This window comes from Streptomyces sp. NPDC053427 (genome assembly GCF_044544985.1).
Lineage (GTDB): Bacteria > Actinomycetota > Actinomycetes > Streptomycetales > Streptomycetaceae > Streptomyces.
The window spans coordinates 295,771-314,128 of the sequence record NZ_JBITYA010000010.1 but is presented as its reverse complement, the minus strand read 5'-3'; the positions used below and the strand labels follow the sequence as shown (position 1 = coordinate 314,128).

The following is an 18,358-nucleotide window of genomic DNA, read 5'->3' as shown; positions in this document are numbered from 1 at the left end:
CGAAGACCTCTCCCCCTCAAGTTGTACGGCCGGCCCAGGCTGCACCTCCTTAGGGCGGACTGCCCCGCCGCTACCCCTAGGTGGTCGGCGGGGCAGCCGGCCGGAGCCGGTGCCCACCCTGCGCACCGTCAGCCGTCCCTGCCCAGCACCAGCCCCGAGGTCGGCACCCCGGTCCCCGCGGTCACCAGCACCTGCGCCGCATCCGGTACCTGGTTGACGGACGTGCCGCGCAGCTGCCGCACCGCCTCCGCAATGCCGTTCATGCCGTGCAGATACGCCTCGCCGAGCTGCCCGCCATGGGTGTTGAGCGGCAGCGCGTCCGCGGCGACGAAATCGGCCCCCTCGCCCGGCCCGCAGAAGCCGAACTCCTCCAGCTGCATCAGCACGAACGGCGTGAAGTGGTCGTAGAGGATCGCGACATCGATGCCGTCGGGGGCGAGACCGGAGGTGCGCCACAACTGCCGGGCCACGACGTTCATTTCGGGGAGACCGGTCAGATCGTCGCGGTAGAAGCTGGTCATCTGCTCCTGCGCACGGCCGGCCCCCTGCGCCGCGGCCGTGATCAGCGCGGGCCGGTGGCGCAGATCGCGGGCCCGCTCCGGCGACGTCACGACGATCGCCTGGCCCCCGTCGGTCTCCTGGCAGCAGTCCAGCAGCCGCAGCGGCTCCACGATCCACCGGGAGGCGGCGTGGTCGGCGAGGGTGAGGGGTCTGCCGTGGAAGTACGCGGCGGGGTTACGGGCCGCGTGGCGGCGGCCGGTGACCGCGACATGGCCGAAGGCGTCCGGGGTCAGGCCGTAGGTGTGGAGGTAGCGCTGGGCGGCCATGGCGACCCAGGAGGCGGGGGTGAGCAGCCCGAAGGGGAGGTTCCAGCCGAGCGCCGCCCCTTCGGCGGACGGCTCGCGCTGCTGGACGCCGGAGCCGAAGCGGCGGCCGGAGCGCTCGTTGAAGGCGCGGTAGCAGACGACGACGTCGGCGATGCCGGCGGCGACGGCCAGGGCCGCCTGCTGGACGGTGGCGCAGGCCGCGCCGCCCCCGTAGTGGACGCGCGAGAAGAAGGACAGCTCTTGGATGCCGGCCGCCTGGGCGACGGTGATCTCGGGGTTGGTGTCCATGGTGAAGGTGACCAGGCCGTCGACGTCGGCGGGGGTGAGCCCGGCGTCGTCGAGGGCGGCGTGCACGGCCTCGACGGCGAGCTTGAGTTCGCTGCGGCCGGAGTCCTTGGAGAACTCGGTGGCGCCGATGCCGGCGATGGCGGCCCGGCCGGAGAGGGAGTCGGGGCGGCGCAGGCTCATCGGGCGGCCTCCAGCTGGACGGTGACCGTGCCCGTGACGTGATGGCCGAGCCGGTTGGCGCCGGTGACCCGCACCTGCACCGTACCGCCGTCGACAGCGGTGACCGTACCGCTCAACACCATGGTGTCCCCCGGGCAGTTGGGCGCGCCGAGCCGTATCGCCACCTTGCGGAGCACGGCGGTGGGCCCGAAGTGGTCGGTGATGTAGCGGCCGACCAGGCCGTTGGTGGTGAGGATGTTCATGAAGATGTCGGGCGAGCCCTTCTCCTTGGCGAGCTCGGCGTCATGGTGCACGTCCTGGTAGTCGCGGGAGGCGAGGGCGCCGGCGACGATCAGGGTGCGGGTGATGGGGACGGTGAGCTGCGGCAGCTCGTCACCGGCTCTCATGCCCGGCCTCCTCCTTGGTCAGCAACTCGCCCAGTTCTTCCAGCAGTTGGGCCCCGGATCCCAGATACGCGGCCAGCTGCCGGCCCCAGAGGAAGTGCCGGTGCACGGGATGGTCGACGTCGGCGCCGATGCCGCCGTGCAGATGCTGGCCCGCGTGCACCACCCGGGTGCCCGCCTCGGCGGCCCACCAGGCGGCGGTCAGCGCGTGCGGGCCGGCGTCCAGCCCCGCATCCCGGCGCCAGGCCGCCTCGTACGCGGTGACCCGGATCGCCTCGGTGTCCATGTACGCATCGGCGGCGCGCAGCAGCACGCCCTGGTTGGTGGAGAGCGGCCGTCCGAACTGCTCGCGGGTGGTGGTGTGCGCGACGGCGCGCGCCAGGGAGCCCGCGCACACTCCGGCCTGGAGGGCGGCGCAGGCGGTCCGGGCGGTGGCCAGGACATCGCCGTACGCACCGTCCCCGCCCAGCCGCTCGGCGGGCGCCCCGTCCAGGCCGAGCCGCCCCGCCGACCACGGCGCGGTCGTCTCCACCGCCTCCCGCCGCACCCCGTCGTCATCGGTCCGTACCAGCCACAGCGTCCGCCCGGCGTCCGCCACCAGGACATGGGTGGCCTCGCGCAGCCACGGCACCGCCGGGACCACGCCGGTCAGCCGCCCCGCCGCTCCCGGTCGCCGCTCGGCCCGCACGCCGGGCTGCGCCGGAAACGCTCCGGCCGCCACCCGCGTGCCGTCCCGCAGGCCGGGCAGCAGCCGCGCGCGCTGCTCGTCCGTGCCGTGCCGGGCGACGGCCAGCACGCCGTAGGCGCAGGTCGCGGCGAACGGCACCTGCGCCGTGACCCGCCCCTGCTCCTCCAGCAGCAGTACGAGCCCCAGCAGCCCGATCTCCTCGACCGCACCCGGCAGCCCGGCCGCGCACAGGGCCTTCCACAGCTCGGCGTCCGTGCCCGTACCGGCGGCCGCGAGCCGTTCGTGCGTGGCGAGGTCGCCGAAGATCCGCGCCGCGAGCTCCCGGGCCGCGGCCTGCTCCTCCGTGGGCGTGAAGTCCATCAGCCACCGCTCCCCACCACTGCGCGGAACACCGGAAGCTCCCACTCCCCGTCCGCGTCCCCGGCCACCCGCAGGAACTCCAGCCGCACCGGCATCCCGATGCGCACCTTGTCGTACGGCACCCCGACCACATTGCTGACCATCCGCACCCCTTCGGCGAGCTCGACCAGGGCGACGGCATAGGGAGGGTCGAAGGCCGGGAAGGGCGGATGGTGCATGACGACGTACGAGTAGACGGTGCCCTCGCCGCCCGCCTCGACGGTGTCCCACTCCGGCGACCCGCACGCGGCGCACCCGGGCAGCCAGGGGAAGCGGAGCGTCGCGCAGCCGCCGCACCGCTGGATCAGCAGCCGGTGCGCGCCGACCCCGTCCCAGAACCCGGCGTTGTCCCGGTTGATCACCGGACGCGGCCGTCCGACCCGTGGTTTCTTCGGCGCCGGGGCGTACTTGAGCATCCGGAACCGGTGCGTCCCCACCGGTTCCGGATCCCCTTCCGCCCGGACGTCCATCCGCGTCGTGACGAAGTGCCCGGTCCCCAGCTTGGTCGTCTTGCGCTCCGACACGGACTCGATCACCACGTCGAAGACGATCCGGTCCCCGGGGCGCAGCGGACGCAGATACTCCTGCTCGCAGTCGGTGGCGACGATCGAGGTGTACCCGGCGTCGTCCAGCAGCCCGAACAGCTCGTCGTGCGCGCCCGAGCGGCCCGTGTGCCCCGAGAGCCCGCCCATCGTCCAGGCCTGGAGCATGGTCGGCGGGGCGATCGCGTCGGGGCCCTGGTAGGCGGGGTTGGTGTCGCCCATCGCCTCGCACCAGTGCCTGATCATCGGCTCGTTGACCGGGTCCCGGCCACGGCCGGCGGTGGCCGCCACCCTTCCCTCGAAGGCCTTGAGCCGCTCGTACGGGATCCCGCTCACCGGCGTCCCCTCCGCATCCCCAGCCGCATCGTCGCCACGATCTCCCGCTGGACCTCGCTCACGCCGCCCCCAAAGGTGTTGATCTGCGCCGCACGGTTCATCCGCTCCAGCTCGCCGTGCCCGAAGACGCCCGGCGATCCGGTCCGCACGAGGGCGGCGTCACCCACCGCTTCCTGGCACATCCGGTAGACCTCGACGGTGCTCTCCGTACCGGCGAATTTCACGCCGCTGGCGTCGCCGGGGCCGAGCGTTCCGGCGCCCACGTCCCCGACCAGCCGCCAGTTCAGCAGCCGGGTGGCGGCGAGCCGGGCGTGCGCCTCGGCGAGCCGGGACCGCACCCACGGCCGGTCCGCGGGCCGCTCGCCGGTCTCCGGGTCCGGGGCCCGCGCGTATGCCAGCGCCGCGCCGAAGGCGTCCTCGGCCTGCATGCCGATCGCCGCGAGCGCGACCCGTTCGTGGTTGAGCTGATTGGTGATCAGCTGCCAGCCGGCGTTCTCCTCGCCGACGAGGTTCCCGGCCGGAACGCGCACGCCGTCGTAGTACGTGGCGGTGGTCATCAGCCCGCCGACCGTCTCGATCGGGGTCCAGGAGAAGCCGGGTGCATCGGTGGGCACCAGGATGATGGAGATGCCCTTGTGCTTGGGGGCGTCGGGGTCGGTGCGACAGGCGAGCCAGATCCAGTCGGCCTGGTGGGCGTTGCTGGTGAAGCTCTTGCCCCCGTCGATCAGCCAGTCGTGCTCCTGGTCCTGGTCCTGGTCCTGCTCCTGGCCACCGTCCCGCTCCCGCCCCTGCTCCTGCCCTCGGTTCGCCCTTACGGCCCGGGTACGGAGGGCGGCGAGGTCGGTGCCCGCCTCCGGTTCCGTATAGCCGATCGCGAAGACGATCTCACCGCTGAGGATGCGCGGCAGGAAGAAGTCCTTCTGGGGCCCGGTCCCGTACTTCATCAGGGTCGGGCCGACGGTGTTGAGGGTGACCATGGAGACGGGCGCGCCCGCGCGGTAGGCCTCGTCGAAGAAGACGAACTGTTCGTCGGGGCCGCGCCCCTGGCCGCCGTACGCGGTCGGCCACCCCAGGCCCAGCATGCCGTCGGCGCCGATCCGGCGGAGGACCGCGCGCTGCTCGGCGGCATCCTCGACCGGGCCGTCGGGCAGCACTTCCCGGAAGTAGGCGCGGAGTTCGGTACGCAACTGCTCCTGGCGCGGGGTGGGGGCGAGGTGCACGTCGGCGGCCTCCCCTTCTGGTGGCCGTACGTCCGGTGCACAGGAGATCCGGGCGTACGAACGAGCGAGCGGGTTTCTGACTGTCCGTCAGAAACCCGCTCGCTGTCAAGGTCGGCGCGGTGAACCCCGGGCAGCCCTGCCCGCCACGCCGACCCCGACCGATCACCTGTCGATTCACCTCACGGCCGGCCGCCACTCCCCATGGCGGCACCGGGGCATCCCCTGCTCATTCAGGGCCGCGGAAGGATCAGCCGATGTTGTTTCCGAAGCTGACGGTGGCGTTGGTCTGGTCGATGGCCGTGAAGCCGGAGCCGTTCACGCTCGCGGTGTTGTTCTGGTTGGAGGCACCGGCACCATTGGCGACCTGCTGGCCGGTGGTCGAGTTTCCGTGGTTGTTGCCGGCGACACCGGTCCCCGTCTGGCTCACTGCGGCCGCGCTCGACCCGTTGTTCGCAAGGCCGCCGTTGTCGGCCTGCGCCACACCACTGAAGAGAACGGCCGCGAAGGGCAGGGCGGCGGCGACAGCAATGACGCGGGCGGTACGGGTGCTTGCCATGTCAATTCCTCCTACGGAATACAACTTTGGGATCTGATCTACTTGTCGGACCTGATCGACTTGCCTGCCGGATCCGGCCCGCCGGACCTGGCCCGCCGGATCCGACCCGCTCGGCCTGTTCGACCTGCCGGGTCCGATCCGATCGCCAACTCCGATTGCCGGCTCCGAGTACCCACTCCGTTTGCCAACTCCGTGATTTCACCGGGTAGTTGGCCGACCACCCGGCGCGTGCCTCGACGTCGCGACCTCAGGATTGCCCACCGAATCCCCGGCGAACCCGTCATCAAGGGTCGATTCCCTCGCAAGTATGAGGAACATCGGATAAACCATCTCCGCACCCCAGCGCCCCCACTCACGCCCCCAAGCCCTTCTGACCTGCCCTTTCTCCACCACCCTCCCCTTCCACCCCTTCCCTTCTTCGAACATTTATACGAAAATAGAGCCATGGGCACGCCACGAAGCAACGCCGCCGAACCGCCGCCCACCGGGCCCCCCACCGGACTCCGGCCGACCCGGGGGACACCGTCCTGCCCGCATCCGGACCCGGCCCTCAACCGCGTTCGAGCGGGGAAGACCCCCATTCCGCCGCCCTCGCCCATGCCCTGCACGCCGCCGAGCGCGGTTACGCCGTCATCCCGCTGACCCGCACGAAACACCCCGCCGTCCGCTCACCGCACCGCGGCCACCCCGAGTCGCCGCCCTGCCGTGGCGCCTGCGGCCGGATCGGGCACGGCGTCCACGACGCGAGCACCGACCCGCTCAGCATCCGCCGGATGTTCGCCGCGGCCCCCTGGGCCACCGGATACGGCATCGCCTGCGGCCTGCCCCCGCACCACCTCATCGGCATCGACCTCGACACCAAGAACGGCGCCGACGCGCTCACCGCCCTGCGCTTCCTCGCCGAAGCGCACCGGTTCCCGCTGCCGCCGACGGTGACGGTCCGCACCCCGAGCGGCGGTCACCATCTCTGGTTCACCGGCCCGCCGGCGCCCCCCGTTCCCAACTCCGTCGGACGGCTCGCCCCGGGCATCGACATCCGCGGAGCCGGCGGCTATCTGGTCGGACCCGGCTCCCTCACGGCCCACGGCCGCTATGTACTCGCGCCCGGCGCACCCCGCGTGCCCGCCCCCGTACCGCGCGCCCTGCTCGCCCTCCTCACTCCCCCGCCACCACGCCACGAGGCCCCCTCCGCCATCCCGCCACAGCCCGCCGCGGCCCTCGTACGCTTCGTCCGCACCTCCCCCGACGGCCAGCGCAACGCCCGCCTCTTCTGGGCCGCCTGCCGCGCCCACGAGGCCGGCCTGGCCCAGGAGCTGGCGGCCCGGCTGATCGACGCCGCCTGCCGTACGGGACTGTCCGAACAGGAGGCGCGGGCGACGATCGCCTCGGCGGGACGACGCCAGGCGCACTGAGCGCAAGCGGCTCACCACACCCGCGGGCAGGGCGACGCGAGTCCCCTCGGCACATCCGGTACGGGCCGGCTCACGCGGAATGGGCCGGCTCATCTGAACGGTCGGGCTCACGCAGAACAGTTGGCCTGCGCGGAACGGTCGGGCTCACGCGACACGATCGGGCTTACGCGCCTCGATCAAGAACCGCGTCGTATGGGCCACGAACGCCCCCTCCCGACGGATCAGCCCGTCCAACTCCCGCAACCGCTCGCGATATCCGTCGACGGTGAACCCGGGCACCATCCAGATCACCTTCCGCAGAAAGTAGACGACCGCCCCGATATCGAAGAATTCGGTCCGCAGCGACTCCGCCCGCAGATCCACCACTTCCAGCCCCGCCGCCTCCGCCTCCCGGCGGGCGTCCTCGGGGTGGCGGGCCCGCCGTACGTCCTCCGGCTGCGGCCCCAGGAAGTACTCCACCAGCTCGAACACGCTGGCCGGACCGACCTGTTGGGAGAAATACGTACCCCCGGGCCGGAGCACCCGCGCGATCTCCTCCCACCACACGGTCACCGGATGGCGGCTGGTCACCAGGTCGAAGGCGGCCTCGGCGAACGGCAGCGGCGGCTCGTCCTCATCGGCCACCACAACGGCGCCGAGCGGATGCAGCAGCGCGGTGGCCTTGGCGACATTCGGCGGCCAGGATTCCGTGGCGGCCATCACCGGCGGCAACTTCTCCGCCTCGGCCAGCACCTCACCGCCCCCGGTCTGCACGTCCAACGCCGCCGACGCGCGCGCCAACCGCTCGCTCATCGCCCGCTGATACCGCCACGAAGGCCGCTCCTCCGTGGCCCTGCCCGCCAGCCAGGAAAAGTCCCAGCCCGCCACCGATACGGCGTCGGCCTCGGCCACCAGTTCCTCAAAGGTTCGCGACGTACTCATAGCCACATCATCGCGGCGACGCCCCGCACGCGCCAACGACTTATTCGCCCCGAACACTCCTCAACGAACCGACTCTTTCACCGCACCCCGAAGTCCCCTCACTCCCCGAAGAAACCCCCGCACCCTTAATCAATCCCCACACCCCGAAGAATCCCCACCTGAACCTCCATCACAACTCCTCAGATTTCCCCTCGAAATCCCCCTGGGAATCCCCCTCGGAATTCGCATCAGCTCGAAGATTCCTCAGCGGCCCTATCGGAGTCCACCGCAACCGGGATCACGAGCTCCGGCCGATCCCACATAACCGCCGGCGGCTTCGCCCATTCCGTGCCGATCCGCTGCGCCCCCACGCTCCGGTAAAACCCCTCGGCAGGCGGATGCGCCACCACCCGCACATGATCGATCCCCGCTCGCCGTGCCTCTCCCCGCATGTGAGCGATGAGCAGCCGCCCGATGCCCGCCCCCTGTGCATCGTTCGCGACAAACATCAGATCCAGCTCGGGCGGATCGACGATCAACGAGTAGAACCCGAGCAACCGGCCCTCGCCCGCATCGTCCACCGCCACAAACACCCGATGCGCCGCTATGTAATCGGCCCCCACCCGATACCCGTCGACCATCGAGGCGTACGGCCCCTGATAGGCCCCGGAGTTCTGCACCATACGACTGAGCCGCCGACCGTCCCGCGCCTCTGCCCGCCGAATCGTCACCATCGCCCCCACCCCACCAATCCTCCGCAATGCCCACTCCTATTCCATTACCGCAAACAATACTCCATCGCCCCATCGGGCTGGAATCCCTTTCCCTGTGCCTGCGCCTGTGCGTGGGGCGGGAGAATAGGGTCCGGACGGGTAAAGCGCCGGTGGTCGCGGGCCACAGGCACAGCGACACCCATTCCGCCTACCCCCGAACCGGTAACCTCCGGCGCATTCATTTCGCCCACCCGGCACACCTCAATTCGTGGACACATAGGCGCTTTCCTCTCGCGAGAACCACAGCGCGATGGCCTCGAAGCCTCGCGCCCGCCTACGTCCACTCCGGTAACCGCTGGCACTTCTGGCACTTCGGCCAGTTGAAGGGCCCGATCACCGATCGGAAGGGTGCGACGGGCCGGCCGGGTCTACTCTGCCGCCAAGCAAAAGGGGGAACACACGGATGCCCCGCCGCGGCAACGGCGCTCCGCGAGGCGGGCGCTCTGGTCGAAGTCGGATGGCAGCCGGTGCCACCAGGCCGGAACTGACCCGCACTTGGCGCGGATGCCGGACACCTTCTGAACCGTAGCTCCGTCCGGATCGGTCGGCGACGGTCGAACCGGTCGCCGCACGGCTCCGTAGGGACGCTGCCGGACAGGGGCGGGGCGGTCATGCGAGGGGTACAGCGCCGCCGTACCGCACCGCTGTCACCAGTCGCGCGCCGGTTGCCTGCTGCACGTCCGCCACCACTCGCGGACTTGCCAACCATCACCCATGATGGTAAGAGGACGCCCCTGGCTACAGGAACTGGTCGTCCTGAGAGGGGACCGGGCCGGGGGCACCGGAGAGGTAGTGAGTCATGAGCACACGACGACTGCTCGGCCTCGCCTTTGCCACAGTAACCCTCGCTGCCATGAGCGCCATTGGCGCCGGCGCCGCCCAGGCAGCGACGTCCCCGACCCTCACGTCCCCAGAGTGCACAGCTCAGGGCGGAACGGTCAAAAACAACCCCTACGCCGGAGACTCGTGCGTGCTCCCCAACGGAAGCACGGTAAGGATCGGCTGATCGCGTCGACCTTCCACCAGACACCTGCTGCGAGGCCCTCCAGCGGGCGCGCCGACGGGGCGTGACCCGAGGTCGGTGGAGCAAGCTCTGCCGGCGCCGACCGCAGCCCTCTGATGCAGTCCGGTTCTGCGATCCGCTCGTTGGTGAACCGCCGCGAACCCGTGAACGGCTGCCGTCCGGTGTCGCGAACGCTGGCCCGGCACCCATGCCCGGCTCAGTGAACTCGGAGCCAAGCCGGTCCACTTCGGGGGAAGAGGTGCGATCGCGGCTGCCGTCGAGTGTCAACGAGTTGACGCTCAACTCGGCTTCCTACGTACGCGAAGACGACTTCCACGCGTAGGGCCGGTCGCCGTCTAACGTGAGCGCTTTGATCGGTCGGCGGACAGCCAGACCTTGCTGTGGCGCGCGACCGTGTACACAGACGTGATCTGGCCAGGGGACAGGACGGTCGGCGCTGAAGCGAGAGCCTGATCGATGGTGGCGCCGTCGACCACAAGCACGCGTGACTCGCGCACTTCGAGCTTCAGCGAGCGTGCACCGACTACGCCGATCACGGGGCGAACGGGGACGTCCCTTCCACACCAGCGGCTGAGGAGCCTTGCCGTCCGCTCCGCCTCGGAGAGACTGTTCCGCAGATAATCCGTGCTGTTGCCACCGACCCGCAGCATCACCTCACCGACCCATACGCTGGCGCCCACGTGGTGCTTTGCGTTGACCGTGAAAACGCCAGGTGGACCGATCGCCACATGGTCGATATCGCTACCGCTCGGCCACTTGATCCCGTGCAGAATGCGCCATCCAGCCGAAGCCAAGCGCTCAAGCGCGGCGCCCACGACCGCCTCACCCTCAAGGCCATGTCGAATCGGCTCGGGCACCAAAGTGCCGCGGGTCAGACGCGAGGCCAAGCGGACGAGTCTGCTGTGTTCGCGTTCCTTCTCGCGCGCCATCTGCCGTAAGGCATCCCCTGGGCGGTTACGCGCCAGGTCATCCTCGGGTGTCAGGGGTGGCAGCGTCGGCACAGCGGCCGCACGGGAGTGAGCCGGCGCGGGGGCCTCTGCTGGCTGTCGTGGGGGCGGAAGCTTCTCGGCTCGTAACCATTCCTGGATCTTCGCCGACGCAGCATCGCCGAGTTCGGTGACGAGGACTTCCACCTTCCCGGTCACGCAGTCGTACCAGGCCACGGGTTCGCCGCGCACCCCCGGCCGGTTCACGTAGAGCCGGTCCTTGCCACCTTTGCGCCAGCGTTTGACCACCAACTCATCCATGTGGACTCCCCCGATGCCGACCACTCGGATCGAGGTCATCATGACGCCCACGATCACGCAAGATGGCCATCTCAGCCACGCCCCGGGCAAGTAGAGGCCGTGCCCTATCCGTGCCCGATCGGACGGTGAACAGCGGGGACCACGGGGCAACGACAGGCAGGACGCAGAAAACCGGCTCCTGACCCAACTTGCCGGTCAGAAGCCGGTTTCGTTCCTCATCTGCGGAGGCTGTGGGATGTGAACCCACGGTGAGGGGTTACCTCACGACAGTTCTCAATTCTTCCGATGGATCATGTGGCCGTCTCGCTCCGCCGCAGGTCAGGCGAGTCAGCCTCGCCGTCGTGCACGCCGAGGTGAAAGGCGCCGACCCAGGCCCCAGCCCTCGTTCGTCATCCGCACCTCGTCCTCGACGGACACCCGGTAGTACGCCTACTTCGGTGCCTGGAAGCCGCCGATCTGCTGCTCGAGCAGTTCGGCCAGCCGCAGCGGGGTGCGGTCCTCGAACATCGGACCGATGAGCTGCACTCCCACCGGCAGGCCCTCGGGGGACCGACCCGCGGGTATGGCGGTGGCGGGCAGGCCGGGCATGGTGGCCAGGCCGGCCCAGACGAGCTGGTCGAGGTACGGGTACTCGACGCCGTCGATGTCGATGCGCCGTTCCAGCAGATTGGGGGTGTGGTCGTGCGGGAACGCGGGCGTCGGCGTGATCGGGCACACCACGGCGTCGAACTCGGCGAACAGCTGCCGCCAGCCGTGGCGGTGGAGTTCGCGACGGTTGTTCGCCTCGAGCCAGTCGCTGTGGCTGAGCAGTATGGCGCGCAGCCGCGCAGCGTCCAGGCTCTGGTCGTCTGCGCGCAGTCCGGCGACGCGGGTCTGCAGCTGCTCGTGCGATTCGGTGGGGAAACGCGCGGGGGAGTTCGCGACCAGCAATTGCGTGTAGAGCGTCGCGGCCTCGGTCAGGTCGGGCAGCAGCGGACTGTGCCGTTCGACGCGGGCGCCGCCGTCGACGAGCGCGGCGGCCACCCGGTTCACGCCCGCCCGCACGGCGGTCCCGGTCGGCATGAGCGGATGCTCGTCGAGGACCAAGACCCGGAAGTCGCGGAGCCGCTCGTGGCGCGCGGGAGGCAGCGTCACGTCGTACGCGACGCCGAGCGTCAGCGGGTCCGGCCCGGCCATGACGTCGAGCAGGAGCGTGAGGTCGCGGGCGGTGCGCGCCATCGGACCGACGACGGCGAGGTCGAGGTCGGACGGCAATGCCGGCGCGGGCGGCGGGACCATGCCGCGGGTGGCCGCCAGCCCGAGTGTCGGCTTGTGTGCGTAGACGCCGCAGAATTGCGCGGGGGTGCGCAGCGAGCCGGCGATGTCGGAACCGATGGACAGCGCGCCGAACCCGCACGCCAGGGCCGCCGCCGACCCGCCGGAGGACCCGCCCGCCGTGCGACCGTGATCCCACGGGTTGTTGGTGGTGCCGTAGATCTCGTTGAAGCTCTGTATGTCTTGCAGCCCCAGCGGCACATTGGTCTTACCGAGCACCACCGCGCCGGCAGCCTTGAGCCGCGACACCTGTACCGCGTCCTCGGGCGGCACATAGTCCCGGTACTGCGGCATGCCCCAGGTCGTGGGCAGCTCGGCAATGTTGTAGGACTCCTTGACCGTCACCGGAATACCGAGCAGAGGCCGGTCCTCGCCGCGGGCGCGCGCCTGGTCGGCACGGTGTGCGGCGGCCCGCGCACGGTCGAAGTCCGGCACACAGATCGCGTTGATCACCTTGTCGTCCCGCTCGATACGAGCGATCGCCTCGTCGGTCAGTTCCACCGAGGTCACTTCACCAGCACGCAACGCGGCCGCGGACTCTTCGGCCGACCGAAAATTCAACTCCATGAATCCGACGCTATCGACCTGCCTGAGAGGACATAAAATGCCGCTTCGCACAACGGGAAAGCCGAACGGGCCACCTTCACCGGCAAAGACGCACTCGTTCTGCCATCGAAAACGGCCCACCCCAGGTCACAGTGCCGGCAGTGGGCCAACTCCACTGGCACAGACATCACATGCCGCTTCGCGCAACGCGATGGATGTCTCCATGCTCATCACGTTCCTCTCCGGCCACAGACTGTCCGCCCGACCGCTGGACTTGGCGACGCACCAGCACCTGGCGCCGTTCCGCAAGGAGCCCGCAGCCATCGCGTTCGAGGCACGGCTACGGGCCACGCTGCCGTGACCGTCAGCGAATCGATGCGTCCCTCAGCACGTACGGCGGGCCGACCGGGGAGCCACTGCTGACGACCTCCCGCCGGTCGATCATGGTCCGCACGCGATCCAGCGGTACTCCCTCGATGCGGTCGGACTCGTTCCTTTCCGTCGGTGCGCCGATGTGGGTCGCACCGTCCGCCCGGAACACGTGGTGCGGTGAGTCCGTGATCCCGTTCGCGGGCTCGGCGTAGATCAACGGCTTCATCGGACCAGGCCGCCGGCCGGTCTCTTCCTCCACCTCACGGGCAGCAGCGGCCTCGGGCGACTCGCCCTCCTCCATCAGTCCCATGGGCAGTTCCCAGGCCCACGGGTCGGTGATGAAGCGGTGGAGATCACATACGTCCGGACGAGCCCCTGCACGTGCCAGATCCGTGCCAGATCCGTGCCGGACAGGGCGGTAAAACGTGGTCGAGAACGGTCAGCCGCGGATGTACGGCGATCGGTAACGGAGAAGGCCCCCGACCGGGAAATCCCTGGTCAAGGGCCAACTACCTGCGGAGGCTGTGGGATTTGAACCCACGGTGAGGGGTTACCCCACGACAGTTTTCAAGACTGTTCCCTTAGGCCGCTCGGGCAAGCCTCCCCGCGGCACCGGTGTGCGGTGTCGCGGGATCAGACTAGCGCGTCACTTGTCGCCCGTGCGCTGGCCCAGGGTCACTTGGGCGGTGTGCTCCTTGCCGCCGCGCAGGTACGTCAGGGTGACCTGATCGCCGGGCTTGTGCTGCCAGATTTCGCTGATCAGGGTCGGGCCGCTGTCGATCACCGTGCTGTCGAGCTTGGTGATGGTGTCGCCGGGCCGCAGGCCCGCCTTGTCGGCGGGGCCGTTCGGGGTGACCGAGTCGGTGCCGTTGTTGCCCGCCTGGGCGATGGTGGCGCCGTCGCCGGTGTCCTTCATGCCGACCTGGACGCCTATCTGGGGATAGACCGGCCGGCCGTTCCTGATCAGGTCCTGCGCCACCCGCTTGGCCTGGTCGATGGGGATGGCGAAGCCCAGCCCGATGCTGCCGGACTGCTGCGACTCGCCGCCCATGCCGCCGCCGTTGCCGGCGGACTGGATGGCGGAGTTGATGCCGATCACGTTGCCGCTGGCGTCCATCAGGGGGCCGCCGGAGTTGCCGGGGTTTATCGAGGCGTCGGTCTGGAGGGCGCTCATGTACGAAGCGCTGGTGCCGTCGCCGTCGCTGGAGGCCACCGGGCGGTCCTTGGCGCTGATGATGCCCGTGGTGACCGTGCCGGACAGACCGAACGGGGCGCCGATCGCGATCGTGGCGTCGCCGACCTGGACGTGGGAGGACTTGCCGAGCGGCAGCGGGTTGAGCGGAGCGCCCGAAGCGTTCTTGAGCTTGATCACGGCGACGTCGTAGCCCTGGGCGCGGCCGATGACCTCGGCGTCGTACTTCTTGCCGTTGGAGAACGTGGCGGTGAGCTTGCCGCCGTCGGCCGCGCTGGAGACGACGTGGTTGTTGGTGAGGATGTGGCCCTGCTTGTCGTAGATGAAGCCGGTGCCCGTGCCGCCCTCGCCGGTCGCGCCCTGCGCCTCGATCGTCACCACGCTGGGCAGCGCCTTCTGCGCTATCCCGGAGACCGAGGTCGGCTTGCGGTTCAGCGCCTCGGGATTGCCGCTCGCCGAGACCGTCGTCGAGCCGGTGTCATTGCGGCCCGCGGCCCAGAAGCCGATGCCGCCGCCGATCCCGCCCGCGACCAGCGCGGCCACCAGGAGAGCGGCGATCATGCCACCGTTACGCCGCTTGGGGGGCGGGGCGCCCCAGAAGTCGCTGTCAGCGCCACCCCCGTGGGAACCCCAGCCGCCGCCGGACGAGCCGTGGCCGGCGGTCGCGTACGGGAACTGGGCGGTCCGCTCGGGCTGGGACGGGCCCGGTCCGCCGGGTGCGTGGGACTGCTCCCAGGGGCTGCCGCCCGGTGCGGACGCCCCGGGCGCGGAAGGCATCCCGGCGGTGTCGCCCGGCCGGCCCGCGGCGGCGGTCGGCTCGAATCCCGGCGGCGGGGGTGCCGCGGGGGGCGCGGGCGGTGCCGGTGGGACGTCCGGAGTCTGGGCGCCGGAGGCGGACGCGGGGACGCTGTCCGACGCCTGCGGCCCGGTCGGCGGCGTGGCCTCCGACGGGACGTCGGCTCCCTCGTTCTCGGTGCTCACAGATCTCTCCTCAGCTTCACGACTGTGCCGGTCCACGACCCGTGGGGCCATGAATTCCCGGGCCGGCGATTCCTCGGTCCGGTGTCCGGCAGCTCCTCTTCACCCTGGGGGTACGGATGCCGCGGGATACGGAATCCAAGGCCCAGGCCCCAGCATCAAGGATGCCGCCGATACGGGCCATACGGGCAGGCGGTCCCTACGGGAATGCCGGCCGCACGGGCCGCCGGACCACTACGGCCCCGCATCCAGCTTTTCCCATGGCGCGTCAGGGCACCGTAAGCCGAGGCTGTGACTGTTCCCTCATTCTTTATGCCGGACAATTCGGACGCATCCGCGGCGTCGTCCACCGAGCACCTCGGGACCGGCCGCACGGCGGCGGATGGCACGATAACGCGGTGACCTCAGCACGCCTCGCCAAGGACGCCCGTTCGGGTCCGCCGGCCATTTCCGTCATCGCCCACCGGGGCGCCTCCGAGGACGCTCCGGAGCACACGCTGGCCGCCTACCGCAAGGCGATCGAGGACGGGGCGGACGCCCTGGAGTGCGATGTCCGGCTGACCGCCGACGGCCACCTGGTGTGCGTGCACGACCGGCGGGTGAACCGCACCTCCAACGGGCGGGGCGCCGTCTCCGCCCTGGAGCTGGCCGACCTCGCCAGCCTCGACTTCGGATCCTGGAAGAGCGGTGCGGGCGGCCCGGACGCGCTGGACCCCCTCGAGGCGCCCGACCGGCAGCACGAGGATCCCGAGCGGACGTCCGTGCTGACCCTGGAGCGGCTGCTGGAGCTGGTCGCCGACGCGGACCGCCGGGTCGAGCTGGCCATCGAGACCAAGCACCCGACGCGCTGGGCCGGACAGGTGGAGGAGCGGCTGGTCGAACTGCTCGACCGGTTCGGGCATACAAAACCGGCCACGGCGGGCGCGCGGACGCCGGCGGTCCGGGTGATGAGCTTCTCGGCGCGCTCGCTGCACCGCGTACGGGCCGCCGCGCCGGACATCCCCGGCGTCTACCTCATGCAATTCCTCACCCCGCGGCACCGCGACGGCCGGCTGCCGCCCGGCGTCGGCATCGCGGGCCCCGGCATCCGCATCCTGCGCGCGCACCCGGAGTACGTCGCCAGGGCCCATCGCGCGGGCCATCGCGTCCACGTATGGACCGTCAACGAACCGGCGGATGTCGAGCTGTGCCGCGACCTGGGCGTCGATGCCGTGATTACAAATCGCCCCAAACAGGTGCGAACCCAACTCGGCCTTACCTAAAGCCCTTCACAGGGTGTGCACCGGCGCATTCGACCCGTATTCGAGAGTGTCGAGTGCGTCACTGTATGCCGCTTGGCCGGTTTCCGGTCCAGTCCATTGGGGCATTCAACCCGTGGCGTGGGGCAAAGGAGGTCTCGGGGGTGGCGTTGGTGGTGGCACAAGAGGTGCCGACGTCGTCGATCATGGCCGTACCCCATGGTCCAGCGGGTGTGGGCATGGCCAGGCGGCGCATGCGTGACGAACTGTTGGCAAGTGGAGTTCAGGACACAGTCGTCGATGACGCGGTTCTTATTCTTTCGGAGCTGTTGAGCAATTCGTGTCGGCATGCGCGTCCGATATACGAGAACGGCACGCCGGTTTACGGAAACGGAGCGTCCCGCGGCGCCTCACGGGGCCCCCTGCGGGAATCCGTACGGGCGTCCTGGCGCATCGACACCGAGGGCCGGCTGACCGTCTCGGTCACGGACGGCGGCGGGCCGACCCGACCGCTTCCGGCCACTCCCTCGGTCACCGCACACGGCGGCCGCGGCCTGGCGATCATCCGGTCGCTCGCCAAGGACTGGGGCGTACGCGACACCGCCGACGGCGAGGTGACGGTCTGGGCGGTTCTGCCGCTGCAGGATTCTTTCGCTACGCGCGTGGACCTGCCGCAGACGCTCACGGGGGGACTGGGCAGGGGCCCGGCGCTCGGGCTGACCTTCACGGACTTCGACGAGACGTAGACCGGCCGGCGACGGGCGGCTGACGGGCCGTCGAGGGACGGCTCCGGCGGCGCCCAGGCGACCCCGGCGGCGTGAGCGGCGCAATTTCGGTGGCGCTCCTCTAGGCTCGCGCCGAAGCGCGTCCGCGCATGTCTCTGTAGGACTCCGGGCGCATCCGAACGCCCCGGAACGACCAGGAGACACCGCCGCCATGGCCAAGAAGCGCCGTCCCCAGCCCCAGGCCGCAGCACCGAAGATCAAGGACGGGGAGGTGCCCGTCGTCGGCGCCCGCGAGCCCTGCCCATGCGGCTCCGGCCGCCGGTACAAGGCGTGTCACGGACGGCAGGCGGCGCATGCCGTCACCGAGTTGGTGCAGCGCCCGTTCGAGGGCCTGGCCGGCGAGTGCGACTGGGTGGCGCTGCGCGAGCTGGTGCCCGCCGCCACGGCCGAGTTGACGCTCAAGGGCGGACTGCCCGAGGGGGTCCCGTCGGTGACGCTGGCGACCGTACTGCCGATGGCCTGGCCCGCGCTGCGCCGCGACAACGGAGCGGTCCTGCTCGGCCTGCAGAACGACACCGCCTCCGGCGACATCAGCCGCGACCTGGCGGACACCCTCCAGCGCGCGCTCGAGGCCGAGCCCGGCAACCCGGTCGCCGCCGGACGCCCCGCCTCCGACGGCCCCCGCCTGCAGGATCTGCTCGACCCGCACGCGCCGTTCGAGCCGACCGTCCACACCGGCTTCGAGTTCTGGGTGGAGAACGCCGAGAACGCCACCGGTGAGGTCGCCGCCTCTCTGGAGCGGGCCAACGCCGCGGCCATCCCGACCGCCCGGATCCCCGGCCTGGAGGGCGCCTACTGGTGCGAGGCCCCGGAGAAGAACCATCTGCGCTGGGTCACCGCGCACCCCGAGGAGAAGCTGCTGGACGCGCTGGCCCGGCTGCACGTCGCGGGTACGGCGTCGCTCGGCGAAGGCACCCGACTGGTCGGCTCCTTCCGCGCGCACGGCCTGGTCGTCCCGGTCTGGGACCTGCCGTCCTCGATGGGCGCAGACGAGGTCGCCGGACCGGCCGCGGAATTCGCCGAGCGGCTGACGGCGGCGCTCGCCTCCGACGCCCCGCTGACCCCGGAGGAGCGCCGGGCGCGCGGCGGCCTCACCAACCGGCAGATCACCCTGAGCTGACCGTGGCACCCCGGACGCCCCACGAGTGACGCCGGTCA

General features: G+C 70.6%; 16 protein-coding genes, 1 tRNA gene and 1 pseudogene. 5 read left to right on the top strand and 13 right to left on the bottom strand.

The window, feature by feature from the left end; translation table 11 throughout:
• Window positions 1-128: 128 nt before the first annotated feature.
• From ACIGWZ_RS27860 to ACIGWZ_RS27835, 6 genes are all read right to left on the bottom strand, one after another.
• Window positions 129-1,295: a lipid-transfer protein gene (locus ACIGWZ_RS27860; protein WP_400069265.1), complete on the bottom strand. Its 1,167-nt coding sequence runs from the start codon at window positions 1,293-1,295 to the stop codon at window positions 129-131.
• Entirely contained in the window at window positions 1,292-1,681 is a 390-nt protein-coding gene (locus tag ACIGWZ_RS27855) for a MaoC family dehydratase (RefSeq protein WP_400069263.1), read from the bottom strand. The genes ACIGWZ_RS27860 and ACIGWZ_RS27855 overlap by 4 nt, the downstream gene beginning before the upstream one ends.
• Window positions 1,668-2,726 (bottom strand): acyl-CoA dehydrogenase family protein, encoded by a 1,059-nt coding sequence (locus ACIGWZ_RS27850; protein ID WP_400069261.1) that lies wholly within the window; start codon window positions 2,724-2,726, stop codon window positions 1,668-1,670. Before ACIGWZ_RS27850 ends, ACIGWZ_RS27855 begins: the two co-directional genes overlap by 14 nt.
• The gene (locus ACIGWZ_RS27845; protein WP_400069259.1) at window positions 2,726-3,643 is read right to left on the bottom strand and encodes a bifunctional MaoC family dehydratase N-terminal/OB-fold nucleic acid binding domain-containing protein; all 918 of its coding nucleotides are present in this window, start codon (window positions 3,641-3,643) and stop codon (window positions 2,726-2,728) included. The genes ACIGWZ_RS27850 and ACIGWZ_RS27845 overlap by 1 nt, the downstream gene beginning before the upstream one ends.
• A complete protein-coding gene (locus ACIGWZ_RS27840; RefSeq protein WP_400069257.1) occupies window positions 3,640-4,863 on the bottom strand; it encodes an acyl-CoA dehydrogenase family protein in 1,224 nt (407 codons plus the stop codon). The genes ACIGWZ_RS27845 and ACIGWZ_RS27840 overlap by 4 nt, the downstream gene beginning before the upstream one ends.
• A gap of 247 nt (window positions 4,864-5,110) precedes the next feature.
• A complete protein-coding gene (locus ACIGWZ_RS27835; RefSeq protein ID WP_400069255.1) occupies window positions 5,111-5,419 on the bottom strand; it encodes a hypothetical protein in 309 nt (102 codons plus the stop codon).
• Between the two features lie 527 nt (window positions 5,420-5,946).
• Between ACIGWZ_RS27835 and ACIGWZ_RS27830 the strand changes: the two genes are divergently transcribed.
• On the top strand, window positions 5,947-6,831 hold the full coding sequence (locus ACIGWZ_RS27830) for a bifunctional DNA primase/polymerase (RefSeq protein WP_400069474.1): 885 nt from the start codon (window positions 5,947-5,949) through the stop codon (window positions 6,829-6,831).
• Between the two features lie 144 nt (window positions 6,832-6,975).
• Here ACIGWZ_RS27830 and ACIGWZ_RS27825 read toward each other — a convergent pair whose 3' ends face one another.
• From ACIGWZ_RS27825 to ACIGWZ_RS27810, 4 genes are all read right to left on the bottom strand, one after another.
• Window positions 6,976-7,752 (bottom strand): class I SAM-dependent methyltransferase, encoded by a 777-nt coding sequence (locus ACIGWZ_RS27825; protein WP_400069253.1) that lies wholly within the window; start codon window positions 7,750-7,752, stop codon window positions 6,976-6,978.
• A gap of 227 nt (window positions 7,753-7,979) precedes the next feature.
• On the bottom strand, window positions 7,980-8,414 hold the full coding sequence (locus tag ACIGWZ_RS27820) for a GNAT family N-acetyltransferase (protein ID WP_400069251.1): 435 nt from the start codon (window positions 8,412-8,414) through the stop codon (window positions 7,980-7,982).
• A gap of 1,449 nt (window positions 8,415-9,863) precedes the next feature.
• Complete coding sequence (locus ACIGWZ_RS27815; RefSeq protein ID WP_400069248.1) at window positions 9,864-10,817, bottom strand: nuclease-related domain-containing protein; 954 nt, start codon at window positions 10,815-10,817, stop codon at window positions 9,864-9,866.
• A 387-nt stretch (window positions 10,818-11,204) separates the two neighbouring features.
• Window positions 11,205-12,656, bottom strand: coding sequence for an amidase (locus ACIGWZ_RS27810; RefSeq protein WP_400069246.1), 1,452 nt, complete (start codon window positions 12,654-12,656; stop codon window positions 11,205-11,207).
• A 202-nt stretch (window positions 12,657-12,858) separates the two neighbouring features.
• Here ACIGWZ_RS27810 and ACIGWZ_RS27805 point away from each other — a divergent pair, with 202 nt between their 5' ends.
• Window positions 12,859-12,996, top strand: coding sequence for a hypothetical protein (locus ACIGWZ_RS27805; protein ID WP_400069244.1), 138 nt, complete (start codon window positions 12,859-12,861; stop codon window positions 12,994-12,996).
• A 3-nt stretch (window positions 12,997-12,999) separates the two neighbouring features.
• On the opposite strand, the pseudogene ACIGWZ_RS27800 reads toward ACIGWZ_RS27805, so the two are convergent.
• The 3 genes and pseudogenes from ACIGWZ_RS27800 to ACIGWZ_RS27790 form a co-directional block, all read right to left on the bottom strand.
• Window positions 13,000-13,356 (bottom strand): annotated as a pseudogene (locus ACIGWZ_RS27800) (NUDIX domain-containing protein); the annotation flags it as partial.
• Window positions 13,357-13,523: 167 nt separating this feature from the next.
• Window positions 13,524-13,611: transfer RNA gene (locus ACIGWZ_RS27795), tRNA-Ser, on the bottom strand.
• A 42-nt stretch (window positions 13,612-13,653) separates the two neighbouring features.
• A complete protein-coding gene (locus ACIGWZ_RS27790; protein WP_400069242.1) occupies window positions 13,654-15,180 on the bottom strand; it encodes a trypsin-like peptidase domain-containing protein in 1,527 nt (508 codons plus the stop codon).
• A gap of 395 nt (window positions 15,181-15,575) precedes the next feature.
• On the opposite strand from ACIGWZ_RS27790, the gene ACIGWZ_RS27785 reads away from it, so the two are divergent.
• From ACIGWZ_RS27785 to ACIGWZ_RS27775, 3 genes are all read left to right on the top strand, one after another.
• Window positions 15,576-16,439 carry a glycerophosphodiester phosphodiesterase gene (locus ACIGWZ_RS27785; RefSeq protein WP_400069241.1) on the top strand — a complete coding sequence of 288 codons (864 nt, stop codon included), beginning with the start codon at window positions 15,576-15,578 and terminating at the stop codon, window positions 16,437-16,439.
• A 53-nt stretch (window positions 16,440-16,492) separates the two neighbouring features.
• Complete coding sequence (locus ACIGWZ_RS27780; RefSeq protein WP_400069239.1) at window positions 16,493-17,161, top strand: ATP-binding protein; 669 nt, start codon at window positions 16,493-16,495, stop codon at window positions 17,159-17,161.
• A gap of 190 nt (window positions 17,162-17,351) precedes the next feature.
• On the top strand, window positions 17,352-18,320 hold the full coding sequence (locus tag ACIGWZ_RS27775; protein ID WP_400069236.1) for a DUF5926 family protein: 969 nt from the start codon (window positions 17,352-17,354) through the stop codon (window positions 18,318-18,320).
• Window positions 18,321-18,358 lie beyond the last annotated feature (38 nt).